21 protein-coding genes, 1 tRNA gene and 1 pseudogene are annotated in these 26,157 nt (G+C 64.0%); 14 read left to right on the plus strand and 9 right to left on the minus strand.

Features of this window, described 5'->3' with window-relative positions:
- Positions 1–871 (plus strand): 4-hydroxyphenylpyruvate dioxygenase (gene hppD, locus WA702_RS03325; RefSeq protein WP_425109103.1); only part of this gene is annotated, 871 nt, incomplete at its 5' end.
- A 133-nt stretch (positions 872–1,004) separates the two neighbouring features.
- Here hppD and WA702_RS03330 read toward each other — a convergent pair.
- From WA702_RS03330 to WA702_RS03345, 4 genes are all read right to left on the minus strand, one after another.
- On the minus strand, positions 1,005–2,117 hold the full coding sequence (locus WA702_RS03330; protein WP_425109104.1) for a CaiB/BaiF CoA transferase family protein: 1,113 nt from the start codon (positions 2,115–2,117) through the stop codon (positions 1,005–1,007).
- A gap of 429 nt (positions 2,118–2,546) precedes the next feature.
- Positions 2,547–3,347, minus strand: coding sequence for an FAD binding domain-containing protein (locus WA702_RS03335; protein ID WP_425109105.1), 801 nt, complete (start codon positions 3,345–3,347; stop codon positions 2,547–2,549).
- 16 nt (positions 3,348–3,363) lie between these two features.
- Positions 3,364–5,709 carry a xanthine dehydrogenase family protein molybdopterin-binding subunit gene (locus WA702_RS03340; protein WP_425109106.1) on the minus strand — a complete coding sequence of 782 codons (2,346 nt, stop codon included), beginning with the start codon at positions 5,707–5,709 and terminating at the stop codon, positions 3,364–3,366.
- A gap of 86 nt (positions 5,710–5,795) precedes the next feature.
- Positions 5,796–6,281 carry a (2Fe-2S)-binding protein gene (locus tag WA702_RS03345; protein WP_425109107.1) on the minus strand — a complete coding sequence of 162 codons (486 nt, stop codon included), beginning with the start codon at positions 6,279–6,281 and terminating at the stop codon, positions 5,796–5,798.
- A gap of 286 nt (positions 6,282–6,567) precedes the next feature.
- On the opposite strand from WA702_RS03345, the gene WA702_RS03350 reads away from it, so the two are divergent.
- The 4 genes from WA702_RS03350 (at position 6,568) to WA702_RS03365 (ending at position 13,183) form a co-directional block, all read left to right on the plus strand.
- Positions 6,568–8,607: a methyl-accepting chemotaxis protein gene (locus WA702_RS03350; protein ID WP_425109108.1), complete on the plus strand. Its 2,040-nt coding sequence runs from the start codon at positions 6,568–6,570 to the stop codon at positions 8,605–8,607.
- Between the two features lie 448 nt (positions 8,608–9,055).
- Positions 9,056–10,582 carry an MFS transporter gene (locus WA702_RS03355; RefSeq protein WP_425109109.1) on the plus strand — a complete coding sequence of 509 codons (1,527 nt, stop codon included), beginning with the start codon at positions 9,056–9,058 and terminating at the stop codon, positions 10,580–10,582.
- Positions 10,583–10,588: 6 nt separating this feature from the next.
- Positions 10,589–11,413 (plus strand): trehalose-phosphatase, encoded by an 825-nt coding sequence (gene otsB, locus WA702_RS03360; protein WP_425109110.1) that lies wholly within the window; start codon positions 10,589–10,591, stop codon positions 11,411–11,413.
- A 309-nt stretch (positions 11,414–11,722) separates the two neighbouring features.
- Positions 11,723–13,183 (plus strand): trehalose-6-phosphate synthase, encoded by a 1,461-nt coding sequence (locus WA702_RS03365; protein ID WP_425109111.1) that lies wholly within the window; start codon positions 11,723–11,725, stop codon positions 13,181–13,183.
- Positions 13,184–13,250: 67 nt separating this feature from the next.
- Here the strand turns inward: WA702_RS03365 and WA702_RS03370 are convergent, their stop codons facing one another.
- Positions 13,251–13,598, minus strand: coding sequence for a hypothetical protein (locus WA702_RS03370; RefSeq protein ID WP_425109112.1), 348 nt, complete (start codon positions 13,596–13,598; stop codon positions 13,251–13,253).
- A gap of 204 nt (positions 13,599–13,802) precedes the next feature.
- Between WA702_RS03370 and WA702_RS03375 the strand changes: the two genes are divergently transcribed.
- Both WA702_RS03375 and WA702_RS03380 read left to right on the plus strand, forming a co-directional pair.
- Positions 13,803–13,892 (plus strand) — tRNA-Ser (locus WA702_RS03375).
- A 201-nt stretch (positions 13,893–14,093) separates the two neighbouring features.
- Complete coding sequence (locus WA702_RS03380; protein WP_425109113.1) at positions 14,094–14,939, plus strand: CmcJ/NvfI family oxidoreductase; 846 nt, start codon at positions 14,094–14,096, stop codon at positions 14,937–14,939.
- A gap of 65 nt (positions 14,940–15,004) precedes the next feature.
- On the opposite strand, the pseudogene WA702_RS03385 reads toward WA702_RS03380, so the two are convergent.
- Positions 15,005–16,422, minus strand: a pseudogene (locus tag WA702_RS03385) (FAD/NAD(P)-binding protein).
- A 348-nt stretch (positions 16,423–16,770) separates the two neighbouring features.
- Between WA702_RS03385 and WA702_RS03390 the strand changes: the two are divergent.
- The 3 genes from WA702_RS03390 to WA702_RS03400 all read left to right on the plus strand — a co-directional run bounded on the left by WA702_RS03390 (position 16,771) and on the right by WA702_RS03400 (position 19,467).
- A complete protein-coding gene (locus WA702_RS03390; RefSeq protein ID WP_425109114.1) occupies positions 16,771–17,544 on the plus strand; it encodes an EAL domain-containing protein in 774 nt (257 codons plus the stop codon).
- 48 nt (positions 17,545–17,592) lie between these two features.
- Positions 17,593–18,045 (plus strand): hypothetical protein, encoded by a 453-nt coding sequence (locus tag WA702_RS03395; RefSeq protein ID WP_425109115.1) that lies wholly within the window; start codon positions 17,593–17,595, stop codon positions 18,043–18,045.
- Positions 18,046–18,258: 213 nt separating this feature from the next.
- Positions 18,259–19,467, plus strand: a complete 1,209-nt coding sequence (locus WA702_RS03400) for an MFS transporter (RefSeq protein ID WP_425109116.1) — start codon at positions 18,259–18,261, stop codon at positions 19,465–19,467.
- Positions 19,468–19,539: 72 nt separating this feature from the next.
- On the opposite strand, the gene WA702_RS03405 is transcribed toward WA702_RS03400, so the two are convergent.
- Entirely contained in the window at positions 19,540–20,406 is an 867-nt protein-coding gene (locus WA702_RS03405; RefSeq protein ID WP_425109117.1) for a hypothetical protein, read from the minus strand.
- A gap of 35 nt (positions 20,407–20,441) precedes the next feature.
- Entirely contained in the window at positions 20,442–20,567 is a 126-nt protein-coding gene (locus tag WA702_RS03410; protein WP_425109118.1) for a hypothetical protein, read from the minus strand.
- A 230-nt stretch (positions 20,568–20,797) separates the two neighbouring features.
- Here WA702_RS03410 and WA702_RS03415 point away from each other — a divergent pair, with 230 nt between their 5' ends.
- Entirely contained in the window at positions 20,798–21,652 is an 855-nt protein-coding gene (locus WA702_RS03415) for a transglutaminase-like domain-containing protein (protein WP_425109119.1), read from the plus strand.
- A gap of 87 nt (positions 21,653–21,739) precedes the next feature.
- Here WA702_RS03415 and WA702_RS03420 read toward each other — a convergent pair whose 3' ends face one another.
- Positions 21,740–22,555 (minus strand): class I SAM-dependent methyltransferase, encoded by an 816-nt coding sequence (locus WA702_RS03420; protein WP_425109120.1) that lies wholly within the window; start codon positions 22,553–22,555, stop codon positions 21,740–21,742.
- A gap of 189 nt (positions 22,556–22,744) precedes the next feature.
- On the opposite strand from WA702_RS03420, the gene WA702_RS03425 reads away from it, so the two are divergent.
- The 3 genes from WA702_RS03425 to WA702_RS03435 form a co-directional block, all read left to right on the plus strand.
- Positions 22,745–23,443, plus strand: a complete 699-nt coding sequence (locus WA702_RS03425; RefSeq protein ID WP_425109121.1) for a winged helix-turn-helix transcriptional regulator — start codon at positions 22,745–22,747, stop codon at positions 23,441–23,443.
- Positions 23,444–23,875: 432 nt separating this feature from the next.
- Positions 23,876–24,088: a hypothetical protein gene (locus tag WA702_RS03430; RefSeq protein WP_425109122.1), complete on the plus strand. Its 213-nt coding sequence runs from the start codon at positions 23,876–23,878 to the stop codon at positions 24,086–24,088.
- 479 nt (positions 24,089–24,567) lie between these two features.
- The coding region (locus WA702_RS03435) for a methyl-accepting chemotaxis protein (protein ID WP_425109123.1) at positions 24,568–26,157 on the plus strand (1,590 nt) is incomplete at its 3' end.

Consider the following 26,157-nt stretch of genomic DNA (forward strand, 5'->3'; position numbering starts at 1 on the left):
GCACGGCCCCTGCGCGCCCTCGATGGCGTTCCGCGTAGTCGACGCCAAAGCGGCTTATGAGCGCGCCATCGCGCTCGGCGCCGAGCCGGCCGACTTCCCGGCGGCGGAGAAGACGCTCGACGTTCCCGCCATCAAAGGCATCGGCGGCAGCCTGTTGTATTTCGTCGACCGCTATGGCGCCAAGGGCTCGGCCTACGACCTCGAATTCGACTGGCTCGGCACCCGCAACGCGCGCCCCGCGGGCGCCGGGCTCCATTACATCGACCACCTGACTCACAATGTGCATCGTGGCCGCATGAATGTGTGGTCCGGCTTCTATGAGAAGCTGTTCAACTTCCGCCAGATCCGCTTCTTCGATATCGAGGGCCGCGCGTCCGGCCTGTTCTCCCGCGCGCTGACCAGCCCCGATGGCAAGATCCGGATTCCGATCAACGAGGACGCCGGCGATGCCGGCCAGATCGAAGAATACCTGAAGGATTATCGCGGCGAGGGCATCCAGCACATCGCTTGCGGCGTGCGCGACATCTACACGACCATCGAGGATCTGCGCAGCGCCGGGCTGCCGTTCATGCCGGAGCCCCCGGATACCTATTTTGAGCGCATCGACGCGCGGTTGCCGAAACATGGCGAGGACGTCGCGCGTCTCAAGCGCAACGGCATCCTGATCGACGGCGAGGGCGTGGTTGATGGCGGCCAGACCAAGGTGCTGCTGCAGATCTTCTCGGCCAACGCGATCGGGCCGATCTTCTTCGAGTTCATCCAGCGCAAGGGCGACGACGGATTCGGCGAGGGCAATTTCAAGGCGCTGTTCGAATCGATCGAGGAAGACCAGATCCGCCGCGGCGTGCTGAAAGTCGAGGCGGCGGAGTAGGCCCCATCGTCATTGCGAGCGAAGCGAAGCAATCCAGAGTCTTGGTGGTAGCTGGATTGCTTCGTCGCTTGCGCTCCTCGCAATGACGTCTTGCGCGCAAGGGCGGGACGACAGCGGAGCTTGTTGAACGAGCCTACCTTGCCGACTTCCACGCCTCCACCAGCGCGCCGATCTCCACGACCTCCGGCTCGCGGATGTTGGACGGCGTGCGCGAGAAGCGTGGGGCGGGGGCGGGCTGGGTGACGCCGTGGCGCTCGACGAATACGCCGCGCGCGGCCATGTGCGGATGCTGCGGCGCCTCAGACATGGTCAGAACAGGCGCGAAGCAGATATCGGTGCCTTCCATGATTTGGCACCAGTCCTCGCGCGTCTTGCTCTTGAAGGTCTCCACCAGCTTTTGTTTCAGGTCCGGCCACGCCTTCGGATCCATCTGCGCGTTATAGCAATCCTCCGAGAGGCCGGCGCGCTGGCGCAGCAGCGCATAGAATTGCGGTTCGATCGAGCCGATCGAAATGAAATGGCCGCAACTACATTCGTAGACGCCATAGAAATGCGCGCCGCCGTCAAGGAAGTTCCGGTCGCGGCCTTCGCGCCAGCGGCCCATCGCTGTGAGGTCGAAGAACATCGACATCAGCGACGCGGCGCCGTCACACATCGCCGCATCGACCACCTGGCCCTGGCCCGACTTCGAAGCTTCCAGCAGCGCCGCCAGCACGCCGACCACGAGATAGAGAGCGCCGCCGCCGAAATCGCCGACCAAATTGAGCGGCGGCACCGGCTTCTCCTTGGTCCCGATCGCAGCCAGCGCGCCGGTAATGGAAATGTAGTTGATGTCATGGCCGGCGGCCTGCGCCAGCGGCCCGTCCTGGCCCCAGCCGGTCATGCGTCCATAGACCAGTTTTGGATTGCGCGCGCGCACAACATCGGGGCCGAGACCCAGCCGTTCCATCACGCCCGGCCGAAATCCTTCGATCAGCGCGTCGGCATTCGCAAGCAGATCGAGCACCTCTGCGATCGCCGCCTTGTCCTTCAGATCGAGCTCGATCACCTTGCGGCCACGGCCCGCCACCGACTTCATGTTCTTCTTCGCACCGATGCGGTCGAGCGTGATGACCTCGGCACCCATGTCGGCCAGCAACATGCAGGCGAACGGGCCGGGACCGATGCCGGCAAATTCGACGATGCGATAGCCGGCGAGCGGCCCGGTGGCGCGGGCCTGTGTTTGTGAGGAGGTCTTGTCGAGCACGTCGGGTGTCCCTCTTATTCACGTGTTGACGTCGATCAAGTCGTTACCGAGACCTCGGTGCACCCTCTCCCCTCGTCGCGGCGGCGGAGCCGTCGTCGGCCGCGGGAGAGGGTGGATCGCCGGCGCGGATGCGACGGCGAGCCGGTGAGGGGTCTGCCTCCGCGGATAGAGACCCCTCACCCAGCCCGCATTTCGCTTCGCTCATGCGCGCCACCCTCTTCCACAAGGGGAGAGGGTGCACCTTCGTCTTCGATGCGGATCGACAATCTTGTCGCGCTTATCTGCGTTTCCTTGAGGCGCGATTGTCCCGCCTCGGACTCGCCATGGCAAGTGGCACGTCGGCGCAGGGCCGTCTGCCGGAAAAGAACAGCTCGAAAAAAATGCGGCGCGCATCGCTGCGCGCCGCACCATTTTAACTGCGCTGCGGCATTAGCCGGCGGCTTCGACTGCCCGCTGCGCCATCACCTTGATGAGGTTGGCGCGGTAATCGGCGGTGCCGTGGATGTCGCCGAGCAGGCCGTCGGCGGACACCGTCACGTTGTCCAGCGCCGCCGCCGACCAGTTCCCCTTCAGCGCCGCTTCGATCGCACCCACCCGCATCACGCCGCTCTGCGAGGCGCCGGTCGCGGCGGCACGCACTTCGCCGTTCTTCGCCTTGGCGACGAATACGCCAGTCAGTGCGAAGCGCGAGGCCGGATGGCGCAGCTTGGCATAGCCCGCCTTCTCCGGAATTGGGAACGAGACCTCGGTGATGATCTCGCCGTCCTCCAGCGCCGTCGTGAACAGGCCCTTGAAGAAATCAGCCGCCGCAATCGATCGCTTGTTGGTCTTCACGGTGGCGCCGAGTGCGATCAGCGCCGCCGGGAAATCCGCGGCCGGATCGTTGTTGGCGATCGAGCCGCCGATGGTGCCGCGGCTGCGCACGGCGGGATCGCCGAGCACCGAAGTGAGATGGGCGATCGCGGGGATCGCCTTCTTCACGTCGGGGCTGGTCATGATGTCGTAGTAGGTGGTCGCGGCCTTGATCACGAGCGTGTCGCCCGTCACCTGGATGCCGATCAGCTCCTTGATCTTGCCGATGTCGATGACGTCGGACGGCGAAGCCAGCCGCTGCTTCATCACGGGGATCAAGGTATGGCCGCCGGCCAGGAACTTCGGCTCGCTGCCCTTGCCGAACAGTGCGACGGCTTCGTCGACCGAGGACGGACGGTGATAAATGGTCTCGTACATGGTTGTTCCTCCTCGCTCAGGCGTTGCCGTGGATCGCGTGCCAGACACGGTCCGGGGTCGCCGGCATCGCGAGATTGTTGTGGCCGATGGCGTCCGTGATCGCATTGATCACGGCCGCGGAGGCACCGATCGCGCCGGCCTCGCCGCAGCCCTTAACGCCGAGCGGGTTGCCCGGACACAAGGTCGTGGTGTGGCTCAGCTTGAATGACGGCACGTCGTCGGCGCGCGGCATCGCATAGTCCATGAAGGACGCGGTGATCGGCTGGCCGTTGCCGTCATAGACGGCGTGCTCCAGCAGTGCCTGGCCGATGCCCTGCACCAGGCCGCCATGGACCTGGCCCTCAACGATCATCGGATTGATGAGGCGGCCGAAATCGTCGGCCGCGACGAAGTTGATGAAGGAGGTCTTGCCGGTCTTCGCATCGACCTCGAGTTCGCAGATGTAAGAGCCGGCCGGGAAGGTGAAGTTGGTCGGATCGTAGAAGGCGCTCTCCTTCAATCCGGGCTCCATCCCGTCGGGTAGATTGTGCGCGGTGTAGGCCGCGAGCGCGACCATGGGGAAGGCGATCGACTTATCGGTGCCGGTCACCTTGAACTCGCCGTTCTCGATGACGATGTCGCCTTCGGATGCCTCGAGCTGATGCGCGGCAATCTTCTTGGCCTTCGCCTCGACCTTTTCCATCGCTTTGAAGATCGCTGACAGCCCGACGGCCGCCGAGCGCGAGCCATAGGTGCCCATGCCGAACTGCACCTTGTCGGTATCGCCGTGCACGATCTGCACCTGGCTGATCGGCACACCGAGCCGTTCGGCGATCAACTGGCAGAAGGTGGTCTCGTGGCCCTGGCCGTGGCTGTGCGAGCCCGTCAGCACCTCGATGGTGCCCACCGGATTGACGCGCACTTCGGCGGATTCCCACAGGCCGACGCCGGCGCCCAGGCTGCCGACCGCTTTCGACGGGGCGATGCCGCAGGCCTCGATGTAGCAGGAGAAGCCGATGCCGCGCAGCTTGCCATCTGCCTTGGCCTTGGCCTTGCGGTCCGCAAAGCCGGTATAGTCGATCGCCTTCAGCGCCGCATCGAGCGACGCGTTGAAGTCGCCGATGTCGTAAGCCATGATCACGGGCGTCTGATGCGGAAACTGGGTGATGAAGTTCTTGCGCCGCAGCTCAGCCGGGTCGACCTTGAGCTGCCGTGCCGCGGTCTCCATCATCCGCTCGATCAGATAGCTTGCCTCGGGGCGGCCCGCGCCACGATAGGCATCGACCGGCGTCGTGTTGGTGTAGACGCCCATCACCTCGGCATAGATCGCCGGGATGTCGTACTGACCCGAAAGCAGCGTCGCGTAGAGATAGGTCGGCACCGACGACGAGAACAGCGACATGTAGGCGCCGAAATTGGCATGGGTCTTGACCCTAAGCCCAAGGATCCTGTTGTTGGCGTCGAACGCCATTTCGGCATGCGAGATGTGATCGCGGCCATGCGCATCGGTGAGAAAGGCTTCCGTACGGTCGCCGGTCCATTTCACCGGGCGGCCGACCTTCTTGGAGGCCCACAGCGCCACCATCTCTTCCGGATAGATGAAGATCTTGGAGCCGAAGCCGCCGCCGACATCCGGTGCGATGACGCGCAGCTTGTGCTCGGGCGCGATGTTGTAGAACGCCGACAGCACCAAGCGGGCGACATGCGGGTTCTGCGAGGTCGTGTAGAGCGTATAGTGCTCTTCCGCTGTGTCATAGTCGGCGATGGCCGCGCGTGGCTCCATCGCGTTCGGCGCCAGGCGGTTGTTGGTGAGATCGAGCTTGACGACGTTGGCCGCCTTCGAGAACGCGGCGCTCACCGCAGCCTCATCACCGATCGACCAGTCATAGACCACGTTGCCGGGTGCCTCCGGATGCAGCTGCACCGCGCCGGCTTTCAGCGCCGACGGAATGTCTGCCACGGCAGGCAGCTCCTCATAGTCGACCACGACAGCTTCCGCCGCGTCACGCGCCCGGTTCTTGCTGTCGGCGATGACGACGGCGACGGCCTGACCGACGAAGCGCACGGTCTCCGGCGCCATCGCGGGCCACGCGCCCATCTTCATCGGCGAGCCGTCCTTGGAGGTGATGGCCCAGCCGCAGATCAGATTGCCGACCTTGTCGTCGACGAGCTGCTGGCCGATCAGCACGGCGATCACGCCGGGCATCGCCTCTGCCGCTGCAATGTCGATGTTCTTGACCTTGGCATGGGCGTGCGGGCTACGGACGAAATGGGCGTAGGTCATGCCCATCAGCTTGATGTCGTCGACGTAGCGGCCCTTGCCGGTAATGAAACGTTTGTCTTCCTTGCGCACCACGCTGGCGCCAACGCCTTCAATGCCCATGCGATCCTCTCCCAATCGGAGTTTATTGTGCCGCCTGCTCCATCGAGACCGGCGGTCGTTTTGTCGTGTGGCGTCGAACGCAGCCGTTATTCGGCGGCCTGCGAAACCTTCATGCGCCCTGCGGCGTCGAGCACCGCCTTGACGATATTGTGATAGCCGGTGCAGCGGCAGATGTTGCCTTCGAGCTCCTCGCGTACGGTGGGCTCGTCGAGGTCGCCAGCATGACGATGCACGATGTCGATCGCCGACATGATCATGCCGGGGGTGCAGTAGCCGCACTGCAGGCCATGATTGTCGCGGAAGGCGGCCTGCATCGGATGCAGCTCGTCGCCCTTCGCGATGCCTTCGATGGTGGTGACGTTGGTGCCCGCGGCCTGGCCGGCCAGCACGGTGCATGACTTCACAGCCCGGCCGTCGATGTGGACCACGCAAGCGCCGCATTGGCTGGTGTCGCAGCCGACATGGGTCCCGGTCAGGTTGAGATTTTCGCGCAGCAGGTGGACCAGCAAGGTGCGGTCCTCGACCTCGACTGAGACCGCCTTGCCGTTCACCGTCAATTTGACTGTCGACACGTCTGTCCTCCCAATGAAATTTTTTCTCTGTTCCAATTAGAAACAGTGCGCTCCCGACTTGCAACCGGGATTTTCGTCGCGCTTGCCGGGGGTGAATGTCTTGCGTCGGAGCGCCGTGATTCGGCGCAAGCTGGTCCCGAGCGCGGTTCGCGGTGGCGTACCAGCCGGCTGGTTGCCCAAATTTACCGCGCTTTATCAATTGTGACGTAGATTTACGCACAAGACCGGTCGCAAGCTGCGCCTTTCCCATGGCGTTCGACCACACCAACAAAATCAGGGGCTGGAAATGTCTGCGCATGCGGTGCCGCGATCGCGGCTGAGGGGGAGTCTGACGCTACGCTTCCGTGCCAAGATCATTCTGGGCTTTGCCCTGGTCCTGGTCATCTCGGCTGCCAGCATGGGTTTTGCCCAATTCGGCTTCGAGCAGGTCGCCGCAGCCGTGGCAACCTATCGAGCCAGCGTCGCGGAGGCGAATGCGGTGCATGAGATCGACCGCGAACTGGTGTCCTATCAGGGGCTTGCGCGGTATTACGCGCTGACGGGCAAGGCTGAGGACGAGAAAGCCGCCGTATCGGCGCAGGAAGGCCTGCACGCCGCCATTGCGAGGTCAATGCAGGCCGCCGCCGCTTCTGGACGCCACGCACAGCTGGCGCAGCTGCAAGGCGAGTATGAAGCCTTCAATCAGCTGTTCGGCGACATTATCCGTCTGACCCATGACAATCAGCACATTGCCGCCGATCAGGTCATCATCACCGGAAGCAAGATCCGTTACAAATTCGACGATCTTGCCGATTCAGCCACGCTCGTTGGGCTGGATTCGATCCGGACCACTGCCAAGGAGCTGAGTGCTCAATACCTGACCGTCTCGAATCTGGTCGGCACCTTCATCGCCAAGTCCGAGCCGCAGACCGCGGATGCCGCAATTGCACGCACCAAGTTTCTTGAAAACTCGCTGGTCTCGATCTACGCCAATGATGACAAGATCACGCAAGGCGCGGCCGAACTTAGGGAACTCGTCAAGCAGTACCGTGAAGCCTTCATCAAGCTGGCCGATAACGCGAAGTCGCTGACCAAGCGCGTGAAGGACATGGACGAGGCCGGGGCGGCTATCCTGAAACTCTCGAACGGGCTCAGCTCCAACGTTTCCGCCGACCAGCAGCGCATCGAAACCGCGGCCAACGCGACGATTTCGCACATCGAGCGCTCGATCGCGGTTCTGGCGATCGGCGCCATTGCGCTCGGTGCCGCGCTGGCGCTGTTGCTCGGCAATGGCATCTCGCGGCCGATGATCGCGATGTGCGCTGCGATGCGCGAGCTGGCTTCCGGTCATTTCGACGTCAAGCTGCCGGGCCTCGGCCGCAGGGACGAAATCGGCGAGATGGCCGCGGCGGTCGAGGAATTCAAGGTCCAGGCGGTGGCCAAGGCCGAGCGCGACGCGGCCAGCCAGGAGGCGCAGAACACGGCCGCGGCCTCGGCGCGCCGGACCGAGCTGATTCGCTTCGCCGACGATTTCGAGGCCACGGTCGGCTCGATCGTCTCCAACGTCTCGGACTCAGCGCATCAACTCGAGCAGGCAGCCGCGACCCTGACCCGCACCGCCGAGACCACCCAGGATCTTGCCGGCCGGGTCGCCGGCAGCTCCGAGCAGGCTACGGGCCGCATCGAGCAGGTGGCGACGGCGACCGGGGAGCTGTCCAATTCGGTCGGCGAGATCGGTCGTCACGTCCGCGAGTCGAGCAAGATTGCCGAATCGGCGGTCGCGCAGGCCGAAGAGACTGACGGGCGGATCGGCAAGCTCTCGAAGGCTGCGCAGGACATCGGCGACGTGGTCAAGCTGATCACGGCGATTGCCGAGCAGACCAATTTGCTCGCGCTCAATGCCACCATCGAGGCCGCGCGCGCCGGCGATGCCGGCCGCGGCTTTGCGGTGGTCGCCTCCGAGGTGAAGTCGCTCGCCGGACAGACCGCCAAGGCGACCGACGAGATCTCCAATCACATCTCCGGCATGCAGGACGCGACCAGAGAATCGGTCGCCTCGATCAAGCAGATCGGCGGCACCATCGGTCAGATCTCGTCGATCGCGGCCACCATTGCGAGCGCGGTCGAGCAGCAGGGCGCAGCGACGCAGGACATTGCGCGCAATGTGCAGGGTGTTGCCACCGGCACCCGCGCGGCTGCAACCGACATCACGGAAGTCAACCGGGGCGCGAACGAAACCGGTGCCGCGTCGGAAGAGGTGCTGCGCTCGGCGCAGTCGCTGTCCTCGGAAAGCGCCCGCCTGCGCGCCGAGCTCGGCCGTTTCATGGCAAATATCAGGGCGGCGTAGATCAGTTCATACTGCGTTTGACGCGATTCAAGTTCAGCCATCGGCCACATCCTCAACTGTCATCCCCAGCGCACGCGGGATCCATAATCAGCGTTACTGATGACGGACAGAGGCTGGAGCTCCAGCTCGCCTGGCGAACCGCGTCCGCTGTTTATGGATCCCGAGTTGCGCCCACTGCGTTCGCTTGCCCGGCACGACGGCAAGGTGGGAGGCGCGGCTCGCACACCACTGTCCATCCCTGTGATGCAGAAACCTCCAGCCACCATTACGTGTTCTGTGCAACGCTGAAGTTCCATCCGCGCTCGGTTTCGGGGAACCTGATCCCAAAGCCGGACGTTGAGGCGCGTGGCAGCACGCGGCCGCCGCATTGTTGCGTTCATTTCGGGGAACCCCGGGGCTTGGTCAATGTGCGTGCGCGCACGCGACGCCCCGTCAAACGGTCATTTCCATGGAACTCGGGCAGGCGTCCGCAATCAACTTTGGCGATGCCGTCGCAGCGCCACAATCCGGCCGTCGGGCGCAGGAGCCGGCTGCCGACGCGACCGCTGATCCCGGTGTCATCGAAACCAGCATCCCGTTCCGGCTCGACGATCTCCGTTGGAGCGGCTTCCATACCCGCGTGGTGCTGGCGCTCGGCATCACCTGGGTGCTTGACGGGCTCGAGGTGACGCTGGCCGGCGCGCTCTCCGGCGCATTGAAAGCCAGCCCGACGCTGCGCTTTTCCAATCTCGATGTCGGCCTCGCCAATAGCGCCTATCTGTTTGGTGCGGTGCTCGGAGCGCTCGGCTTCGGCTGGCTGACCGACCGCATCGGCCGGCGCAAGCTGTTCTTCATCACGCTCGCGCTCTATCTCACGGCTACTGCCGCGACCGCGCTGTCGTGGAATGTGGCCAGCTACGCGCTGTTTCGTTTCCTCACCGGCGCCGGCATCGGCGGCGAATACACCGCGATCAATTCGACCATCCAGGAGCTGGTGCCGGCCCGCTATCGCGGCTGGACCGATCTTCTGATCAACGGCAGCTTCTGGCTTGGCGCTGCGATCGGTGCCGGCAGCGCGATCGTGCTGCTCGATCCCGCCGTCGCCGGGCCCGATCTCGGCTGGCGGATTGCCTACGGCACTGGCGCCTGCCTCGGCCTGATCGTGCTGGTCATGCGGATGTGGATTCCGGAAAGCCCGCGCTGGCTGATGGTCCACGGCCATCCCGATGAGGCGCATGCCATCGTGGCCGAGATCGAGCGTAGCGCGACGGGACATGATCGGGCGCAGCGCGCCGGCACCCTGCCTAAGATCCGCTTAAGGATGCGCGACCACACGCCGCTGTCCGAGGTCGTGCACACGCTGTTCGTGACCTATCGCGAGCGCGCGCTGGTCGGGCTCACGCTGATGATCGCGCAGGCGTTTTTCTACAACGCCATCTTCTTCACCTTCGCGCTGGTGCTGACCGATTTCTATCACATCCCGTCCGATCATGTCGGCTGGTACATCCTGCCGTTTGCGGCCGGCAATTTCCTCGGGCCGCTGCTGCTCGGCCGGCTGTTCGACACGCTCGGCCGCCGCACCATGATCACCTTCACTTATGGCGTCTCCGGCGTATTGCTGGCGCTCACCGGTTATCTGTTCTCGATCGGCGTGCTGGATGCGCGGACCCAGACCATCGCCTGGATGGTGATCTTCTTCTTTGCCTCGCCGGCAGCGAGCGCGGCCTACCTCACCGTTTCCGAAAACTTCCCGCTCGAAGTCCGCGCGCTCGCGATCGCGGTGTTCTATGCGGTCGGCACCGGCATCGGCGGCGTTGCAGGACCGGCGCTGTTCGGTGCGCTGCTCGATTCGGGCTCGCGCGTCAGCGTCTTCGCCGGCTATCTGTTCGGCGCGCTGCTGATGGTGATCGCAGCAGTAGTCGCATCGCGTTATGCTGTGGCGGCCGAGCGCAAATCGCTGGAATCGGTGGCGCGTCCGCTCGCCACAATGGAGTAGACTGACATGAACCCCATGACTGATGCGGTGGAGCGTCCATTGCGCAACGATATCGACAAAACGCCGGAAACCGTGCCGGTGCCGGCAAGCCTGGTGCCGCATCTGAGCGAGACGGCGATCCTGCTCGACATCGACGGCACGCTGCTCGAGTTCGCAGCGACGCCGCGCGAGGTGTGGGTGCCGCCCGGCCTGCGGGAGACGCTGAACACGCTGGTCGAACAGACTTCGGGCGCATCGGCGTTGGTCAGCGGTCGTTCGCTCAACGACATCGATCTGATCTTCGCACCGGAGCTCTATCCTGCGGTCGGCGGCCACGGCGCGGAGATGCGGCTCAAGCTCGAGGGCGAGCATGCCGTCGTGCAGGCGCCGATGATGGACAAGGAATTGAAGCGCCGCTTGGCCGCGATCGCCGCGCTCAGTCCCGGCATTCTGCTCGAGGACAAGGGTTATTCGCTGGCGCTGCATTATCGGTTGGCGCCGCAGGCCGAACGCGCGATCTACGAAGCGGTGTCGCTGATTCGTGCTGAACTACCGGACGCGCCGATCGAGGTGCTGCCCGGCAAATGCGTCTGCGAGATCAAGCATGCCGGCTTCACCAAGGCGACCGGCGTGCGCGAACTGATGACACGCGCGCCATTCAAGGGCCGCAAGCCGCTTTTCATCGGCGACGATGTCACCGACGAGAGCGTATTCGCGATCATGCCGGACTACAACGGACTGTCCTTCTCGGTCGGTCGCCGCGCGGAAGGCGTCAACGGACATTTCGATGCGCCGAACGATGTGCGTGAGTTCCTTGCGGTGCTCGCGCGCGGCAGTGAACAAAGCCGATGAGCTAAGCGAGCGCGCGATCAGCCCGCCAGAAAGGTCAGCATCATTGTCGTCGCGTCGATGTGAAGTGTACGGAATAGTTGCTTGCATTGTGCGCGTCGCCGCGGGAACTGCACGGTCCGGTGGCAAGCATGTTAAAGCCGCGGCGATTTCACGTCGGCGATGCGATGAGCTGGAAATATTCTTGCGTGAAATGTGCTTCGATAACACCTCGCCGATGCCCGAATTTGGTTTCATTTCGTTGAAAGGGTGTTCCGGAACCATATTGATGAATGACTGTTAATCGACAGTGACCATCAGGAGGGAGTTCCTGTGAACCTCGTTGTCGTCTCTAATCGCGTGGCGCGTGGCAAGGCCAACGAGCCGATGACCGGCGGACTTGCAGCGGCGCTGCTGCCGGTGGTTGAGAATTCAGGGGCGATCTGGGTGGGTTCATCGGGCAGGGTGCGCGACGGCGCCCAGATGGAACCGATCGTCGAGGTGGAACAGCTCGGTGCCGGCGCGCTGGCGCTACTCGATCTGCCGGCCGCGCATTATGCTGGCTATTACGAAGGATTCGCAAACTCGGCCCTATGGCCGGCGCTGCATTCGCGCAGCGACCTGATTCGGGTCTCGCACGACGACTACACGTCCTATCGCGAGGTCAACGGCTTCGTGGCGCGCGCACTGCTGCGGTTCCAGAAGCCGGATACGCTGTTCTGGATCCAGGACTATCATTTCCTGTCGCTCGGCGCCGAGCTGCGCGGGCTCGACGTCAAGAGCCCGATCGGCTTCTTCCTGCACACGCCATGGCCGGCGCGCGGCGTCATCGACAGCGTGCCGCATCATCGCGAGCTGGTCGAGGCGATGCTCGCCTACGACCTGATCGGCTTCCAGACCGCGGAGGATTGCGAGAATTTCGCCTCTTGCGTGCGCGTCGATCTCGGCCTCAAGATCCGTGACGGCGTGGTGAAGTCGCGCCACGGTCGCACGCGGCTTGCGGTGTTTCCAATCGGCATCGACGCCGATAAGTTTGCGCAATCGGCCGCGAAGGCGATCTCGCATCCGGATGTCTCGCGGCTGCGTCGCAGCCTGCACGGCGAGAAGCTTGCCATCGGCGTCGACCGGCTCGACTACTCCAAGGGCCTGGTCAACCGCATCAACGCCTTCGACCGGATGTGGTCCACGCATCCGGGGCTGCTGCGCGGTGTCTCGTTGCTGCAGATCGCGACGCCGTCGCGTGAATCGATCGAGGCCTATGGCAATCTGCAGAGCGAAGTGGCGCGCCTGGTCAGCGAGGTCAACGGCCGTCATGGCGAAGTCGACTGGACGCCGATCCGCTATCTTAACAAGGGGTTTGGCCAGAGCGTGCTCGCGGGTCTTTACCGCACCGCGCAGGTCGGCGTGGTGACGCCGCTGAACGACGGCATGAACCTGGTTGCCAAGGAATATGTTGCGGCCCAAAGCCCGGTCGATCCCGGTGTGCTGGTGCTGTCGAAATTCGCCGGCGCCGCCGACGAACTCGACACCGCTTTGTTGGTGAACCCGCACGACATCGACGGCATGGCGCGCACCATCGCGATGGCGCTGTCGATGCCGCTGAACGAGCGGCGCCTGCGCTACGAGGCGATGATGGCCAAGCTGCACCGGCACTCGATCCAGCAATGGTTCGCCGATTTCGTCGATTCGCTGCAGGACACGGACATCGACGAGCCCGAGATCGAGCCGCTACCGGCCGCCACCGCCGGGCTGCTGGCGCAGCGCTCGGCCCCGCCCGGCACGCGGTATCACTGAGATTGCAAGAATGACTCGATCGTCAATGGCCGGGACCCGTTCCGGCCATTGGCGCATTGGGCATTGCTCAATTGCAATAGGACACGCCGTCCAGCACCGCGCAGTTCAGCTTGTTCGGCCCGCTCGGATTTTCCATCGGCTCCGAGGTGCCGTTGCCTCGGCCGACGAACACGCCCGAGCCGGCATGGACGGATGCCTTGTTGCCGATGATGACGCTGTCATGGCCCTTCAGCCGCGAATGGGTGCCGTCCGGCCACAGGATGGCGTCGCCCTGAAACAGGCCTTTGCGGCCGTCGTCGCAGGTGACGTCGACGCCCTGTCGGGTGCACTGATCGGCCCGCGCGACACTGAGGCTGGCGAGGAGCAGGAGGGCTGCTACCGGGACAAAGTGGCCGGGCTTGAAACGAGCGGTCATGATGTCTCCTGCGCGATAGCCGGTTTCCCGCAAATCAGTCGTCGCTTGGGCCCGATTTGCGGTTCAAAGCAAGCGCAAGCCGCCGTCCGGGCCTTCGGGGCAGGCGGATTTTTGTTAGATCCACCAGATGCTTGTTGGAACTTTGGCCGGAAAGCCATCCCACGGCTTGCAAAAAGCCGCCGACCCCGCCAAGAGAGGGCCTCCGGAGAGATGGCCGAGTGGCTTAAGGCGCACGCTTGGAAAGCGTGTGTGCGGGAAACCGTACCGTGGGTTCGAATCCCACTCTCTCCGCCAACCTCACCTTTGCCCAGCCCGCGGTACATCGGCCCCGGTAAAATAGGGAATGATCGCGCGCGCCAGCGCCACGTTCCTGCAAGGAAATTCCCCGCTCGGCCGCCGCGAGAGCGGCGGCGTCGTTATTTTGCTGCCGTGCTTGTAGCCTCCGGCGGCGCGGACCAACATTCATGCAAGTGCTTTCATTTATGGGAGACGCGCATGAGCCTAATCGAAAGAAACATCGAATCGCTGCCTTTCGTCCGTGCCGAGCTGAACTATCTGGCGCCGGTCGAGGGCAAGCCGCGCACCTATGCTTTCGACCCGCCGCCCGGCGAGCCGAAATCGACCGCGCTGCCGGAGCCGCATCAGGTGCCGGTGTTCGACGGCCGCTCGCTCGCCGAGAGTTTTTCGCTCGATCGCGAAGGCTTCGCCCTGGTCCGGCATCCGACGCAGGTGCGCGACTTCTACGACGACAAGGAAGTGCGCAACGTCTACTACCCGGCAGCGGAGGCCTTCATCCGCAGCGCGCTCGGTGCCGATCGCGTCGTCATCTTCGATCACACGGTCCGCAAGCGGGTCGACGGCGCGGCTGACATCCGTGGCGCGGGGCCGCGGCAGCCGGCGACGCGTGTGCATGTCGACCAGACCGACCGCTCCGGCGCCGACCGTGTTCGCGAGCATCTCGGCGCCGAGGCCGACGAACTCCTGAAGGGGCGCGTGCAGGTGATCAACCTGTGGCGGCCGATCCACGGGCCGTTGCGGGACTCGCCGCTGGCGATGTGCGACGGCACCACCGTCGCATCAGGCGATCTCGTGGCTTCGGACCTGATCTATCCGAACCGCAGCGGCGAGAACTATTCGGTGAGCTACAATCCGAACCACCGCTGGTTCTATTTCCCCGAGATGACGCCGGACGAAGCGCTGCTGCTGAAGTGCTACGACTCGGCGACCGACGGCCGTACCCGTTTCGGGCCGCACACCGCCTTCGTCGATCCGACCACGCCGGTGGATGCCGCGCCGCGCGAGAGCATCGAGCTCCGGACCTTGGTCTTCCATCGTCAGTAACGTGATCGCAATTTGAGACCGCGCCGGCCCCGGCGGGCCGGTTCGTGTTTCAAGCCGCAAGCCAACTACATCGCAACCTGCTGATCGGCGGATTGCCGGCCGGTCATGCCCGGCAGCACCACGGCGCGCCGTTGTGCGAGCTGAGTGGCGAGAGCCGCGCATTGATTGCGAATGTCGGGAATCGCGATGATCTCCCAGAACGCGGCGCGCGTCAGCGGGCCGATCGCAAACAGCCGCTGCGAGGGAACGCCGTCGGCGCGGACGACAGCGCAATCCGGCGAGATCTCGATTCCGATCCGCAAGCGATCGGGACGTGCCAGGCCCTGATCGAACAGGCTGCGCACCGCCGGATTGGTGGTGGCGCGCGGATCGCGCACGATGCCGGTGCAGTCGATGATGGCGCCGACGTCCAGGCTCTCGATCTCAGCGCGGCCGCGCCGGCGAAAGCGGACGCGGGCGCCGTGAGCGCCGCCCTCGGTGCCGGTCATTTCGCCCCCATCACCGTCAACTGCCCGTTGGTCGTGGCTTGATCGATCCGCGCCTCGACCTCGCGCCATCCGGTGGCGATGCACGTCCCACCACGCCCTGGCATGCTCGAGGAAGCTGCGCTGCGAGGCCGGCGGCAGCTCGCGCCAGAGTCGCTGGCTGAACGGCCTGATGGCGTCGAGCACGCTGCGCCAATCACCACCATCAGCGGCGTGGGCTTCGATGCGTCGCCGCAGCCAGCGCAATAGCGCAACGGCGCCGGCACCGAAGGGCACGTCATCCTCGGCAAATGCAAGCGGCGCGGTGCGCCGGTGTCCCTTGGCCATCAGGCCGCGACGGGACATTGCGACGATCGGCCCGCGATGGCCCTCGCGCAGCAGGCTCAGCACGTAGTCGGCCATGGTCAATCCGGTGCCGAGGATCAGCACGGCCGCGTCCTTGCCAAATCCCGGCACCGACGGCGAAATCCAGGGATCGGCATGCCAGGCCGAGCGTGCGGTGGCCGCATCATGGCCGGTGGCCAGCACGGCGATATCGCCGACCAGGCGCGATCCGTCGGCCAGGCTCACCGTGACATCGCTCCAGCCTTCGCTCACGGCGACACATTCGCCGTGTACGACGAAAGCCGCCGCCCGGCGCCGTCGTCGTCTGATACGACGAATGGCTCGATCAGGCTGGCGATGTAGTTGCCATAGAGGCGGCGCGGCACGAAGCAGTAGGGATCAGGACAGAGCGGATGCTGATCCCTTCGCGCCGACAACCAGCGCCAGAAATGATCGGGATCGTCGGGCAGCGCGCTCATATTGGCGGCGCGGACGTTGAGCAGGTGCTCTGAATTGCCGGTGTGATAGGCGAGCCCGCGTCCGACCTCGGAGCGCTTCTCGATCAGCGTGACGCGGAAATCCGCGTCCGGATGTTGCAGCAGCTGATAGGCGAGCAGGACGCCGGAGGCGCCGCCGCCAATGATGATCGCGTGTCGTTCCGGCAAGCAGGTCATGCACAGATGCCCCATCCTTCTGGAGAGCGGAAACGCATAAGCGTCCAACGCTAACATGCAAACGAAGGCGACGTTCAGGAAAGGATGAACGTCTTCTGACGGCGCTGTTCCCGATCGAGTTGTTCCAGGAAAGCGATGGCGCGGGCTGGTTTTCTGCCGAGACCCGGTCGCTGCGAGATCCATCGCACATCGGCACATCGCGGCGATGCCGGGAACAGCCGCTCGGCGCGTCGGTGAACACTCGTCTTCTGCTCCCATCGAAGATTTTAACGCGCCAGACACCAAAGCTGCTTGTCGGTTTGTTAAGGCGCGCAGAGCAGTAATCGACGCGGACAAAGGGAGAGGATGATGGCCAGCAAGTGTCTGGGATGTGGTGATGGCACTGAGCTTCCCTTCGCCTTCAAGATGGCGTTTCAGCCGATCGTCGATGTGCAGCAGGGACGGGTCTGGGGCTATGAGGCGCTGGTGCGCGGGCCCGACGGCGAGTCTGCGTATAGCGTGCTGAGCCAGCTGACCGACGATCAACTCTATCGCTTCGACCAGGCCGCGCGCGTGCTGGCGATCGAAACCGCAGGCCGCCTGTTCGACGATCCCGCTGCGCGCCTGTCCATCAACTTCATGCCGAACGCGGTGTACGAGCCGCGCGCCTGCATCCAGAAGTCGCTGGCCGCGGCGAAACGCGCCAGCTTCCCCGCCCAAAATCTGATGTTCGAGTTCACCGAGAACGAGCGCATGGCGGAGCCGGCGCACGTCGAGTCCATCATCCGCACGTACAAGGAGCTCGGCTTCTGGACCGCCTTCGACGATTTCGGCGCCGGCTACGCGGGGTTGAGCCTGCTGGCGCGATTACAGCCGAACCTGATCAAGATCGACATGGAGCTGGTGCGGAATATCGACGCCAGCCAACCGAAGCAGGTGATCATCGCCGGGATCGCGGCGATCGCGCGCCAGCTCGGCATCGAGCTGCTCGCGGAGGGCATCGAGACCGAGGCCGAGTTGATCGTGTTGCGCGCCGCCGGAATCTCTCTGCTGCAGGGCTATTACTTCGCCAAGCCAGCACTGATGACGCTGCCGCGGGTCGAAGGCCTGGCGCTGTCGGCACGGGCCGCGGCCGCAGGCTAGGCGCTGCCGGGCATTGATGTGAACTGACGGCTGAGGCTGGAAGCGGCGATGGGCGATAACAAGCGACCGAAATCGAATTGGGCCCAGATCGCCTCGGCCTGGCTGGCGATCGTTGGCTTCGCGATCATCGGTGCCCAGGTCAACCAGCTCCGGACCAATGCGCGCGAGGCCGCGGCCCGTCAGGTCTACATGTCCTACAGCGAGGCCCAGCTTCGCCATCCCGACCTGACCGAACCTGACATGGCGGAGATTCGCGCCGACCGCCTCAAATGGGTGCTCTACAAGAACTTCGTCGCACACATGCTGTTCGCCTATGACGAGATCTTCGCGGTCTATGACCACGCGGAGTGGCACCGCAGCTTCGAGCAGGAAGTCAAATACCACATGGACTATATCTGCTCCGACATGACGCCGGAGGACGACGCAACCTATTTCGCCAAGATGCGCGCGGCGCTCGTGGCGCTGCGCAAATCATGTCCGGCGAAGCCGGCCAAGTCCTGATTAGACCGCCAGTTTCGGACGCACTGCAACGCGGCGCTGGTCGCTGATCGGCGCGGTTCCCGGCCAAGTCACGGCAGTCAAGTCACAGCAGTCAATTCACGGCAGTATTGTCATGGCTGCATTGAGATGTGCGCGGTTGTAAGTCCGGCCGTCCGGCGACACGATGCGGACCCATCGTTTTTTGACGGCCGTGTCGCTGGACCGCATTGCGGAATGCCCCTCTTGATTGCCGATCTCAGGATATTTCGCGTCCTCATCGTCCTCGCCATCACGCAACTCATCGGTTGGGGCACCATCAGCCTTCCCGCTGTCATCGGCCGGCAGTTCGCTGCTGATCTGGACATGGACATTGCCGCGGTCTTCGCCGGCACTTCGGTGTTTTACAGCGCCATGGGGCTGGCCTCGCCCTGGCTCGCCGGACCGTTCACGCGCCATGGTGCGCGGTGGGTGATGATGGTCGGCACGCTGGTGTTCGTTCCGGGCTTCGTGCTGCTCGCGGTCGCGCACGGACCGCTGACCTATTTTGCCGGCTGGGTGTGCCTCGGCGTCGCCGGCAGTGCGACCTTGACGACGGCGGGGTTGATCGTCCTCAACGAGGTCGCCGGCCGCAACGCCAAGAGCGCGATCGGCGCGCTGATGCTGGTGACGGGTCTCGCCAGCAGCGTGTTCTGGCCAACCACCGTCTTCCTCACCGGCCTGTTCGGATGGCGCGGCACCTGCCTGATTTATGCGGTCATGGTACCGCTGGTGTGCCTGCCGCTGTTTGCGTTTGGCTTGCCGCGCCGTAGGGCCGCCGGGGTCGTCACCGTGCTTGGCCCCGCGGCGGCAGCTTTGCCGCCGTCGCCGTCGCGCGGCACGTTCTATCTGTTAGTGACGACGCTCGGACTTTATGTGTTCGTGACCTTCGGCATGGGGGCGGTGCTGATCGAGCTGTTCAAGGCCGAAGGCCTGTCGGCGACGGAGGCCATCAGCCTCGGCTCGATGCTGGGCGTCATCCAGGTTGCCGCGCGCGCCATCGATTTTCTCGGCGGCGGCCGCTGGGACGGCATCTCCACGGCCGTCGTCGCCGGTCTCGCGCTGCCGATTTCCATGCTGCTGCTGATGCTGAATGGCGGCGCCATTTGGACGGTCGCGCTGTTCATGCTGCTCTATGGCATGGGCAGCGGCGCGCTCGCGGTCGCGCGCGCCACCATGCCGCTGATCTTCTACGACAAGACCGAGTTCACCAGGGCGATGTCGCGGATGGCGCTGCCGCTCAACATTCTCTCCGCCGCCTCCGCGCCGATCCTGGTGATGCTGCTGACCCGGTTCGGCAGCAATGCGCTGCTCGGGCTGGCGCTGCTCTGCTCCTGCGCCGCGCTCGCCATCCTGGTGTTGCTCGGCCGGCGGCGGCCGCAGGCCGTGACGGTCGCCGTGGTGTGACCAGCAACGGCCGATCCGCAAGGCGGGTGGCGTTGCGACAAGCCAGTCTGGGACATCCGAGTGACGCGCGAACTATTGCTTGGCCACGCGCGGCCCTTGCGCAGGCGGAGGCGCTTGCTCGGCATCATCGGTCGGCGGCAGCATCGGCTCGACCAGATTGAACAGGAACGAATTCCAGAGCCGCTGCAGCGCGGTCTGCGGCAGCACGCGTGCGTAGCGGGCGTGCTGCGGCGACATGCACAGCGGGTTCATCGAGACGCCGTATTGCAGCGCCGAGCCGGAAAACCACTGGCCCTCGTGGTCGGCCAGCGACTGGTCGCTGTTTGTCTGAATCGCCGCCCGGGCCGAGGCCGCGATATCCTTGGCCGCTGCATGCGTCGCAAGCTGGCTGTGCGTGTCGCGTTCGAGCTTGTATTGCGCCGTCGCCTTGAGGATCCGCTGCCCCTGGCAGACATAGCGGTTGTCATTGACGAACTGCATCGCGACCGCGGCGCAAGTGGGCTTTGCCATCAGCTTCTGGAAGATCGTCAGGTTGGCGCCGAGCGTGATCTCCGTCAGCTCGACTTCGGTGAGTGACGAATGGATCCTCACGACATAGTCCTGGCCGGCGTTGCCGTCGAACAGCTCACCGGCCGCGACGCTGGCGGCAAATTCGCCTTTCCGCTCGAGGGAACTGCTGATCTCGAAGCTCGGCGACGTCCTGACCCAGTCGACCAGATCGGTTTTGTCGGCGTCGCAGATGGGGGTGTAGGTCCCGGCCCTGGCATCGACCAGATAGAGCGATCCGACCTGCAGCAGGTTGGAGGGCGGATGGATCGGATCCAGGCCATAATCATGCAGCGTCGCGCCCAGCGGATCGTCGTTCGGCATCGTCGCATAGTAGGCGGCGGGGCCCGCGCCCAGCGCCGCGGTCATGGCAAGCATGATCGTCAGTTTCATGATCCGGCCCCTGGTTATTGGTTCGCCGGTGGCGGTCACTTGCCCGGGCAACAGGCCGGGCCGCAGGCGACGTATCCGGCCGGGCAGGCGGAGGCGGGGCTGGCCGCAGCCAGCGCCGCCAGGATCAGGAGCAATGCTGCAAATGTTTTGATCGCAACCATGTGTCTCTCCCGAGAAGTTGCTGCGATAGCGACATGAACCTAGTCAGATGCGCGGCAGTGTAGGACGCGCGCGAGCGGCGGTATGTGATCCGCTTCATAGAGGCCGCCGCAAATTACCAGGGATCGGGTGTCAATGGACCCTTGTTTGTCGATGGGAGCGGCGCTCGATCTGCGCTAGACTGGCGACGGTGCGGCGGCGCCGATGTTCCTATCGAGTCGGAGACATGCAGATGGATCTCGATCGGTACAGGACAACGGTGGCCATGAGCGATCCGGGACGCCGCGCCGGTCTGTTCGACAATTTGCCGCGCGATCCCTCCGCGCTTGCCAAGGCCGTACAGGGTTTGCTGATCCACGAGCATATCGCGCCCGCCTATGGCGTGACGCTCAGCCGCGACCAGCACGCGCAAGCCCACATCCGCGGGGTCGAGCAGATCCTGGATCAGATCGTCGCTCGTGACGACCGGCCGCTGTCGGCATCACGCGGCGCCGGCGAGCGGCAGGTCGGTGTCTGCCGGCACTTTACCTTGCTGCATGTGGCGATGCTGCGCCGGCATGGCGTCGCGGCGCGCGCCCGTTGCGGCTTCGGCGCCTATTTCGAACGGAGTCAGTACATCGATCATTGGGTGACGGAATATTGGGATGAAGCGAACGGGCGTTGGGTCCTGTTCGATGCGCAGCTCGATGAATGCCAGCGCGAGCTGTTCGGCGTGAGCTTCGATCCGGCCGACGTGCCGCGGGATCAATTCCTGGTCGCCGGCGATGCCTGGTCGCACTGCCGCAGCGGTCAAGCCGATCCGAATGCCTTCGGCATCCTCGACATGCACGGGCTCTGGTTCATCGCTGGCAACATCATTCGCGACATTGCGGCGCTGAACAACCGCGAGATGCTCCCATGGGACGTCTGGGGCGCCATGCGCCTCAAGGACAGCGAGCTGGATCAGTCGTTTTTCGACCGGCTGGCCGTCGTCAGTTCAGAGCCCGATGCGCACACGGACGAGCTCGTTGCGCTCTACGGCGACGAGCGGGTGGGCGTGCCGCGCGTCGTGTTCAACGCCGTGCGCAACTGCCCGCAGAAGCTGTAGCGACTCGTCCCGACGCTTCGCGATGCGTTCGAGCGCGATTGTCATCGCTTCTCGCATGGCATCCGTGCCGTTCTATACGTTCCGGCCTCAGCTCCTTGTAATCACAGCTTCGAGATAGGTCCCGGGGATCACGAGGCTGTTGCTACCGCCCCAATTCGATCTCTCGAGCAGGTCGAGAATGTCGGCTTCCAGCGCAACAGCTCTCTCGCCCTCAAGCGCAGCAAACGCGCGGTTGGTAGGCCCGTAGCTCGTGCGAAAGACGTGGAGCCAATGCTCTGGCGACGTGTAGCGGAACATGAAGGTTTGCTCCGCAGCGTTAATCTCATGTCCCGGAAACAGCTCTGCAAGGCGCTCCGAGGTGCCCCAGAGAACGCTTGGCTTGAGGCCGGCGGGTGCGGGCGTGTATTTGCTTACGATCTTCAGGAGTCGGCCAACGAACCCATCCGGCGTCCAGTTCGCGAGCCCGACCTTGCCGCCCCGGCGTACTACCCGAACGAGTTCGGCGGCTGCTTTCTCCTGGTTCGGCGCGAACATGACGCCAAAGGTGGACAGCGCCACGTCAAAGCTGCCGTCAGGAAAGGGCAACTCTTCCGCGTCAGCCCCCTGAAAATCGATCCTGAAGCGTTCGGCCGCGGCGCGCTCCTTGCCTTGCCGGAGGTGGGCTTCGACATAGTCCGTCGAGACCACATGTGCAAAGCGGCGCGCTGCGGCAAGCGTCGCATTCCCGTTCCCGGCCGCGACGTCGAGGACCCTGTTTCCGGCGCGCATGTCGACTGCCTCGCACAATCGCTCGCCGACAATCTGGAGGGTCGTCCCGATTATGGCATAATCGCCGGACGACCAAACCGCCTGCTGGCGCTTTTTGATGGCCGCGTAGTCAATAGGCATCGTCGCAACTTGCATGCTCGATCTCCTCGTGTCTCGGAACTCGGCCCAAAGGCCTGGTCCGCATCGCGAAACCGGCCCAAACATGTCATGGCGGCGTTCAAAAGCGCCAGTTCAGGATCTGAACCTGGGCGGTACAAAATCTGAACTGGCCATCTTGCAAAGCCAGTCGTACTCCTGATTGGCCAACATTGTCGGAAGGCTTCCATGTCGGACAGCAGCTACAATCAGTTCTGCCCCGTTTCGATGGCTGCAGAGATCATCTGCTCTCGCTGGACACTGCTTGTTCTTCGCGAACTCGTGCTTGGATCGACCCGGTTCAACGAGTTGCGGCGCGGCGTGCCGAGCATGTCGCCCGCGTTGCTTTCCAAGCGTTTGAAAGAGCTTGAGGCCGCCGGCATTTTGGCGCGCGTGCCCGCCGAGCGTGAGCAAGGTATCTATGAATATCGGCTGACCGAAGCAGGATGGGAGCTGCGTCCCATCATCGAAGCGATCGGCATGTGGGGACATCGATGGGTCAAGACCGAAGCTACGCTGAAGCAGCTCGATGCCAATCTGCTGATGTGGGACATCAGGCGTAACATCGGCACCGATCCTATGCCGCGGCGGCGATGCACGATCCAGTTCATGTTCAATGAACGGCAGCCTCCGGAGCGGGACTATTGGCTTATCGTCGAGCCGGGAAAGGAGGTCGACTTATGCCTGATCGACCCAGGTTTCGATGTCGATCTCTATGTGTCAACGGATCTGCGAACGATGACCGAAATCTGGCTCGGATACACTGGCATCGGTCCGGCGTTCGAGAACGGACGAATTCTTCTGACAGGCAGCACTGAGCTTTGCACCAATCTGCGCGCCTGGTTGAAGCTGAGCACGTTCGCAAAAATCAAGAAGCAGGTCGCATAGAGAGCTTCGGCCGTTGCGTGCATCCGCTGTTGAGGATAGCGGCTCGGTCATGCTCCCGATGTTCCCTTCGGGAAGGCCGACAAATAGCCAACTGCGATTCAAGGCCGATCACCACATCGGAAACAAGCCGGCGCAAAGACGGTCTCGCCAAGGCTCCTGGGAATAAAGCAGAAGTTCTTGCCCAGCCTCGTCGGGCAAATCACGTGACGAAATATGCGCAGCTTCGTCGTCTGTTGCGGAGTCCGCAAGGTAGAAAGTCGGTCGTAGGTAAAATCTAATTTTGCTTGCACTATCAGCCGTATCGCCGTCGTCGGACACCGAGGCGCAAAAATTTCACTTTCGTTTTCCCAGAAATCATGCTTTCTTGTCGCTCGTCCCGCCTCGACACGAGGGGCGTATCGCGATCGTCACGACACGCGAGGCGGAGATGCGGTGGGCGTATCGGTGTTGCAGCGTGATCTCATCATGCCGACGAACAACCCGATACGCACGGTCAAGTCGTATGGTCCTGGCATCCCGGTGCTGATGCCGCGCGCAATGCGTTTCGCATTGTCGCGATACGGGGGCAAGAAAGCCGGTCCCCGGGGAGAGTACGAAGCAGCCGTTAAAACCATCGCGCAGGGAAGGCCGGGCATGCTCGGCTGAGCCTGTGGTTCTGCCGCGTGCTTTTTTGTTGCACGCGGACCATGGGCACCGGCCGGTGCCCGGTCTTCCCTGCGCCCTCGATTTCGGGCGACGCACTGCCGATAGCTCGGACGCATGGGCGCCGCGAGAACGACTTCTTATACTTTCGGAAGGCGCGATCTTTCGTCGCACGAGGCGCACAGCGAGCAATTTTGTTCTACAGCTATAACGTGTACAGGCTCGCTTTTCGCCTCTCGGTCCCGTTCGCCTCCGCGATTTCATCTCGTTCCGGGACGATTTGTTCGAATTAGTCCCGCAATATCGAGAAAGGCCCTCGAGGCATCATCTCCGTAAGCCGCTGAACCAGCCTTGCCGGCGGCTTCGCCGCTCCCCGCAATGGGGAAGGTATTTTAATAGTTGGGCCCGTAATATCCCCGGCTAGCAAACCACTAATGCCGAGTTGCTAGCGACCAGCATCGCTCAAATTCGAGGCCGATCAGATGCGACATCTCACCGTTTATCAGCGCCTGGCGACAATCATCGCGGTGCTATCACTCACCCTGCTCGTTGTCTCGGCGATGCAGATTCTGGTGCTGCGCGATGCGGTGCTGGAGGAGCGGGGGACCGCTGTACACGGGATGGTGGACGCCGCGACGCGGATCCTCACCTACTACGACGCTGAAGCGAAAGCTGGCAAGATCGAGCCTGACCAGGCACGCCGAATGGCGTTCGCGGCGATCGGTGCCATCCGCTGGGGACAATATGCGGACTATATCGGCGTCTACGGCACCGGCCCCGCGGATGCCGGCGTCACCTATGTCCACAGCAATCCGAAATACATCAACGTCAACCGATGGGAGTTCAAGGACAACACCGGCAAGCTCCTGATCCAGGACATCGTGCGCGAAGCGCGCGCCGGCGGCGGCTTCGTCGAATACATGGCGCCGCGCTCCGGCGGCGGCGCCGAGAAACGCAAGCTGTCCTATGTCGGAACCTTCGGCACCGGCGACAAGATGCTGGCGATCCAGGCTGGCGTCTATGTCGACGACGTCGATGCGGTGGTCTACCAGCGCGCGCTGTGGTCGGGCGTCGGCGGCTTGGCTGGGCTCGCGATCGCCGGCCTGATTGCATTCTGGCTCGGCCGCGGCATCGTCGCGCCGCTCGAGACGACCTGCGAGGCGATGGATCGACTGACCAAGGGCGATGTCGCCTTCGAGGTGCCGTTCGCCGACCGCAAAAACGAGATCGGCCGCATGGCGCGCAGCCTGCAGGTGTTCAAGGATCATCTCGCCGAGACCGATCGGCTGCGTGCGGAGCAGGAAACGTCCAAGCAGCGCGCCGCGGAGGATCGCCGCTCCGTGCTGGCGGGCATCGCGGACGATTTCGAACGCTCGATCGGCAGCGTGATCCAGGGCACCGCGACCGCCGCCAGCGAGTTGCAATCGTCGGCGACGTCGATGTCGACCATCGTCGAGGGCACCACCGACCAGAGCGCGAAGGTGGCCGCGGCCGCCGAGCAGACCGCCAAGAACGTGCAGACCGTCTCGGTCTCGGCCGAGCAGCTCTCCTCGTCGATCTCGGAGATCGCGCGGCAGGTGACGCAATCGTCCTCGATCGCGCGGGACGCGGTCGATCAGGCCACGCGGACCGAGTCGATGGTGCAACAGCTTGTCGACGCCAGCCAGAAGATCGGCGAGGTGATGGCGCTGATCCAGACAATCGCCGGGCAGACCAACCTGCTGGCGCTCAATGCGACCATCGAGTCGGCGCGCGCCGGCGAGGCCGGCCGTGGCTTTGCCGTCGTCGCCAGCGAGGTCAAGGCCCTGTCGGCGCAGACCGCCAAGGCGACCGAGGACATCACGAGCCAGATCCAGGCGATCCGAGACGCCACCGGCTCGACCGTCAATGCCATCCGTGAGATCGGCACCACGATCGGCCAGATGAACGAGATCACCGAAGCGATCTCGGCGGCCGTCGAGGAGCAGGGCGCCGCAACGCGCGAGATTGCGCGCAGCGTGCAGCAGGCGGCGCAGGGCACCCAGGGCGTCATGCAGCACATCGTCGGCGTCCGCGAAGCCTCGGGCCAGGTC

It is taken from the genome of Bradyrhizobium sp. (assembly GCF_049798375.1).
GTDB lineage: Bacteria > Pseudomonadota > Alphaproteobacteria > Rhizobiales > Xanthobacteraceae > Bradyrhizobium.

Bases quoted from the DNA above. Each gene is read 5' to 3' on its own strand.
- WA702_RS03420 (WP_425109120.1), bottom strand. From the start codon at position 22,555: ATGCAAGTTGCGACGATGCCTATTGACTACGCGGCCATCAAAAAGCGC.
- WA702_RS03380 (WP_425109113.1), top strand. From the start codon at position 14,094: ATGAGCCTAATCGAAAGAAACATCGAATCGCTGCCTTTCGTCCGTGCC.
- otsB (WP_425109110.1), top strand. From the start codon at position 10,589: ATGAACCCCATGACTGATGCGGTGGAGCGTCCATTGCGCAACGATATC.
- WA702_RS03405 (WP_425109117.1), bottom strand. From the start codon at position 20,406: ATGAAACTGACGATCATGCTTGCCATGACCGCGGCGCTGGGCGCGGGC.
- WA702_RS03410 (WP_425109118.1), bottom strand. From the start codon at position 20,567: ATGGTTGCGATCAAAACATTTGCAGCATTGCTCCTGATCCTGGCGGCG.
- WA702_RS03425 (WP_425109121.1), top strand. From the start codon at position 22,745: ATGTCGGACAGCAGCTACAATCAGTTCTGCCCCGTTTCGATGGCTGCA.
- WA702_RS03415 (WP_425109119.1), top strand. From the start codon at position 20,798: ATGGATCTCGATCGGTACAGGACAACGGTGGCCATGAGCGATCCGGGA.
- WA702_RS03335 (WP_425109105.1), bottom strand. From the start codon at position 3,347: ATGTACGAGACCATTTATCACCGTCCGTCCTCGGTCGACGAAGCCGTC.
- WA702_RS03390 (WP_425109114.1), top strand. From the start codon at position 16,771: ATGGCCAGCAAGTGTCTGGGATGTGGTGATGGCACTGAGCTTCCCTTC.
- WA702_RS03340 (WP_425109106.1), bottom strand. From the start codon at position 5,709: ATGGGCATTGAAGGCGTTGGCGCCAGCGTGGTGCGCAAGGAAGACAAA.
- WA702_RS03370 (WP_425109112.1), bottom strand. From the start codon at position 13,598: ATGACCGCTCGTTTCAAGCCCGGCCACTTTGTCCCGGTAGCAGCCCTC.
- WA702_RS03355 (WP_425109109.1), top strand. From the start codon at position 9,056: ATGGAACTCGGGCAGGCGTCCGCAATCAACTTTGGCGATGCCGTCGCA.
- WA702_RS03395 (WP_425109115.1), top strand. From the start codon at position 17,593: ATGGGCGATAACAAGCGACCGAAATCGAATTGGGCCCAGATCGCCTCG.
- WA702_RS03350 (WP_425109108.1), top strand. From the start codon at position 6,568: ATGTCTGCGCATGCGGTGCCGCGATCGCGGCTGAGGGGGAGTCTGACG.
- WA702_RS03400 (WP_425109116.1), top strand. From the start codon at position 18,259: ATGCCCCTCTTGATTGCCGATCTCAGGATATTTCGCGTCCTCATCGTC.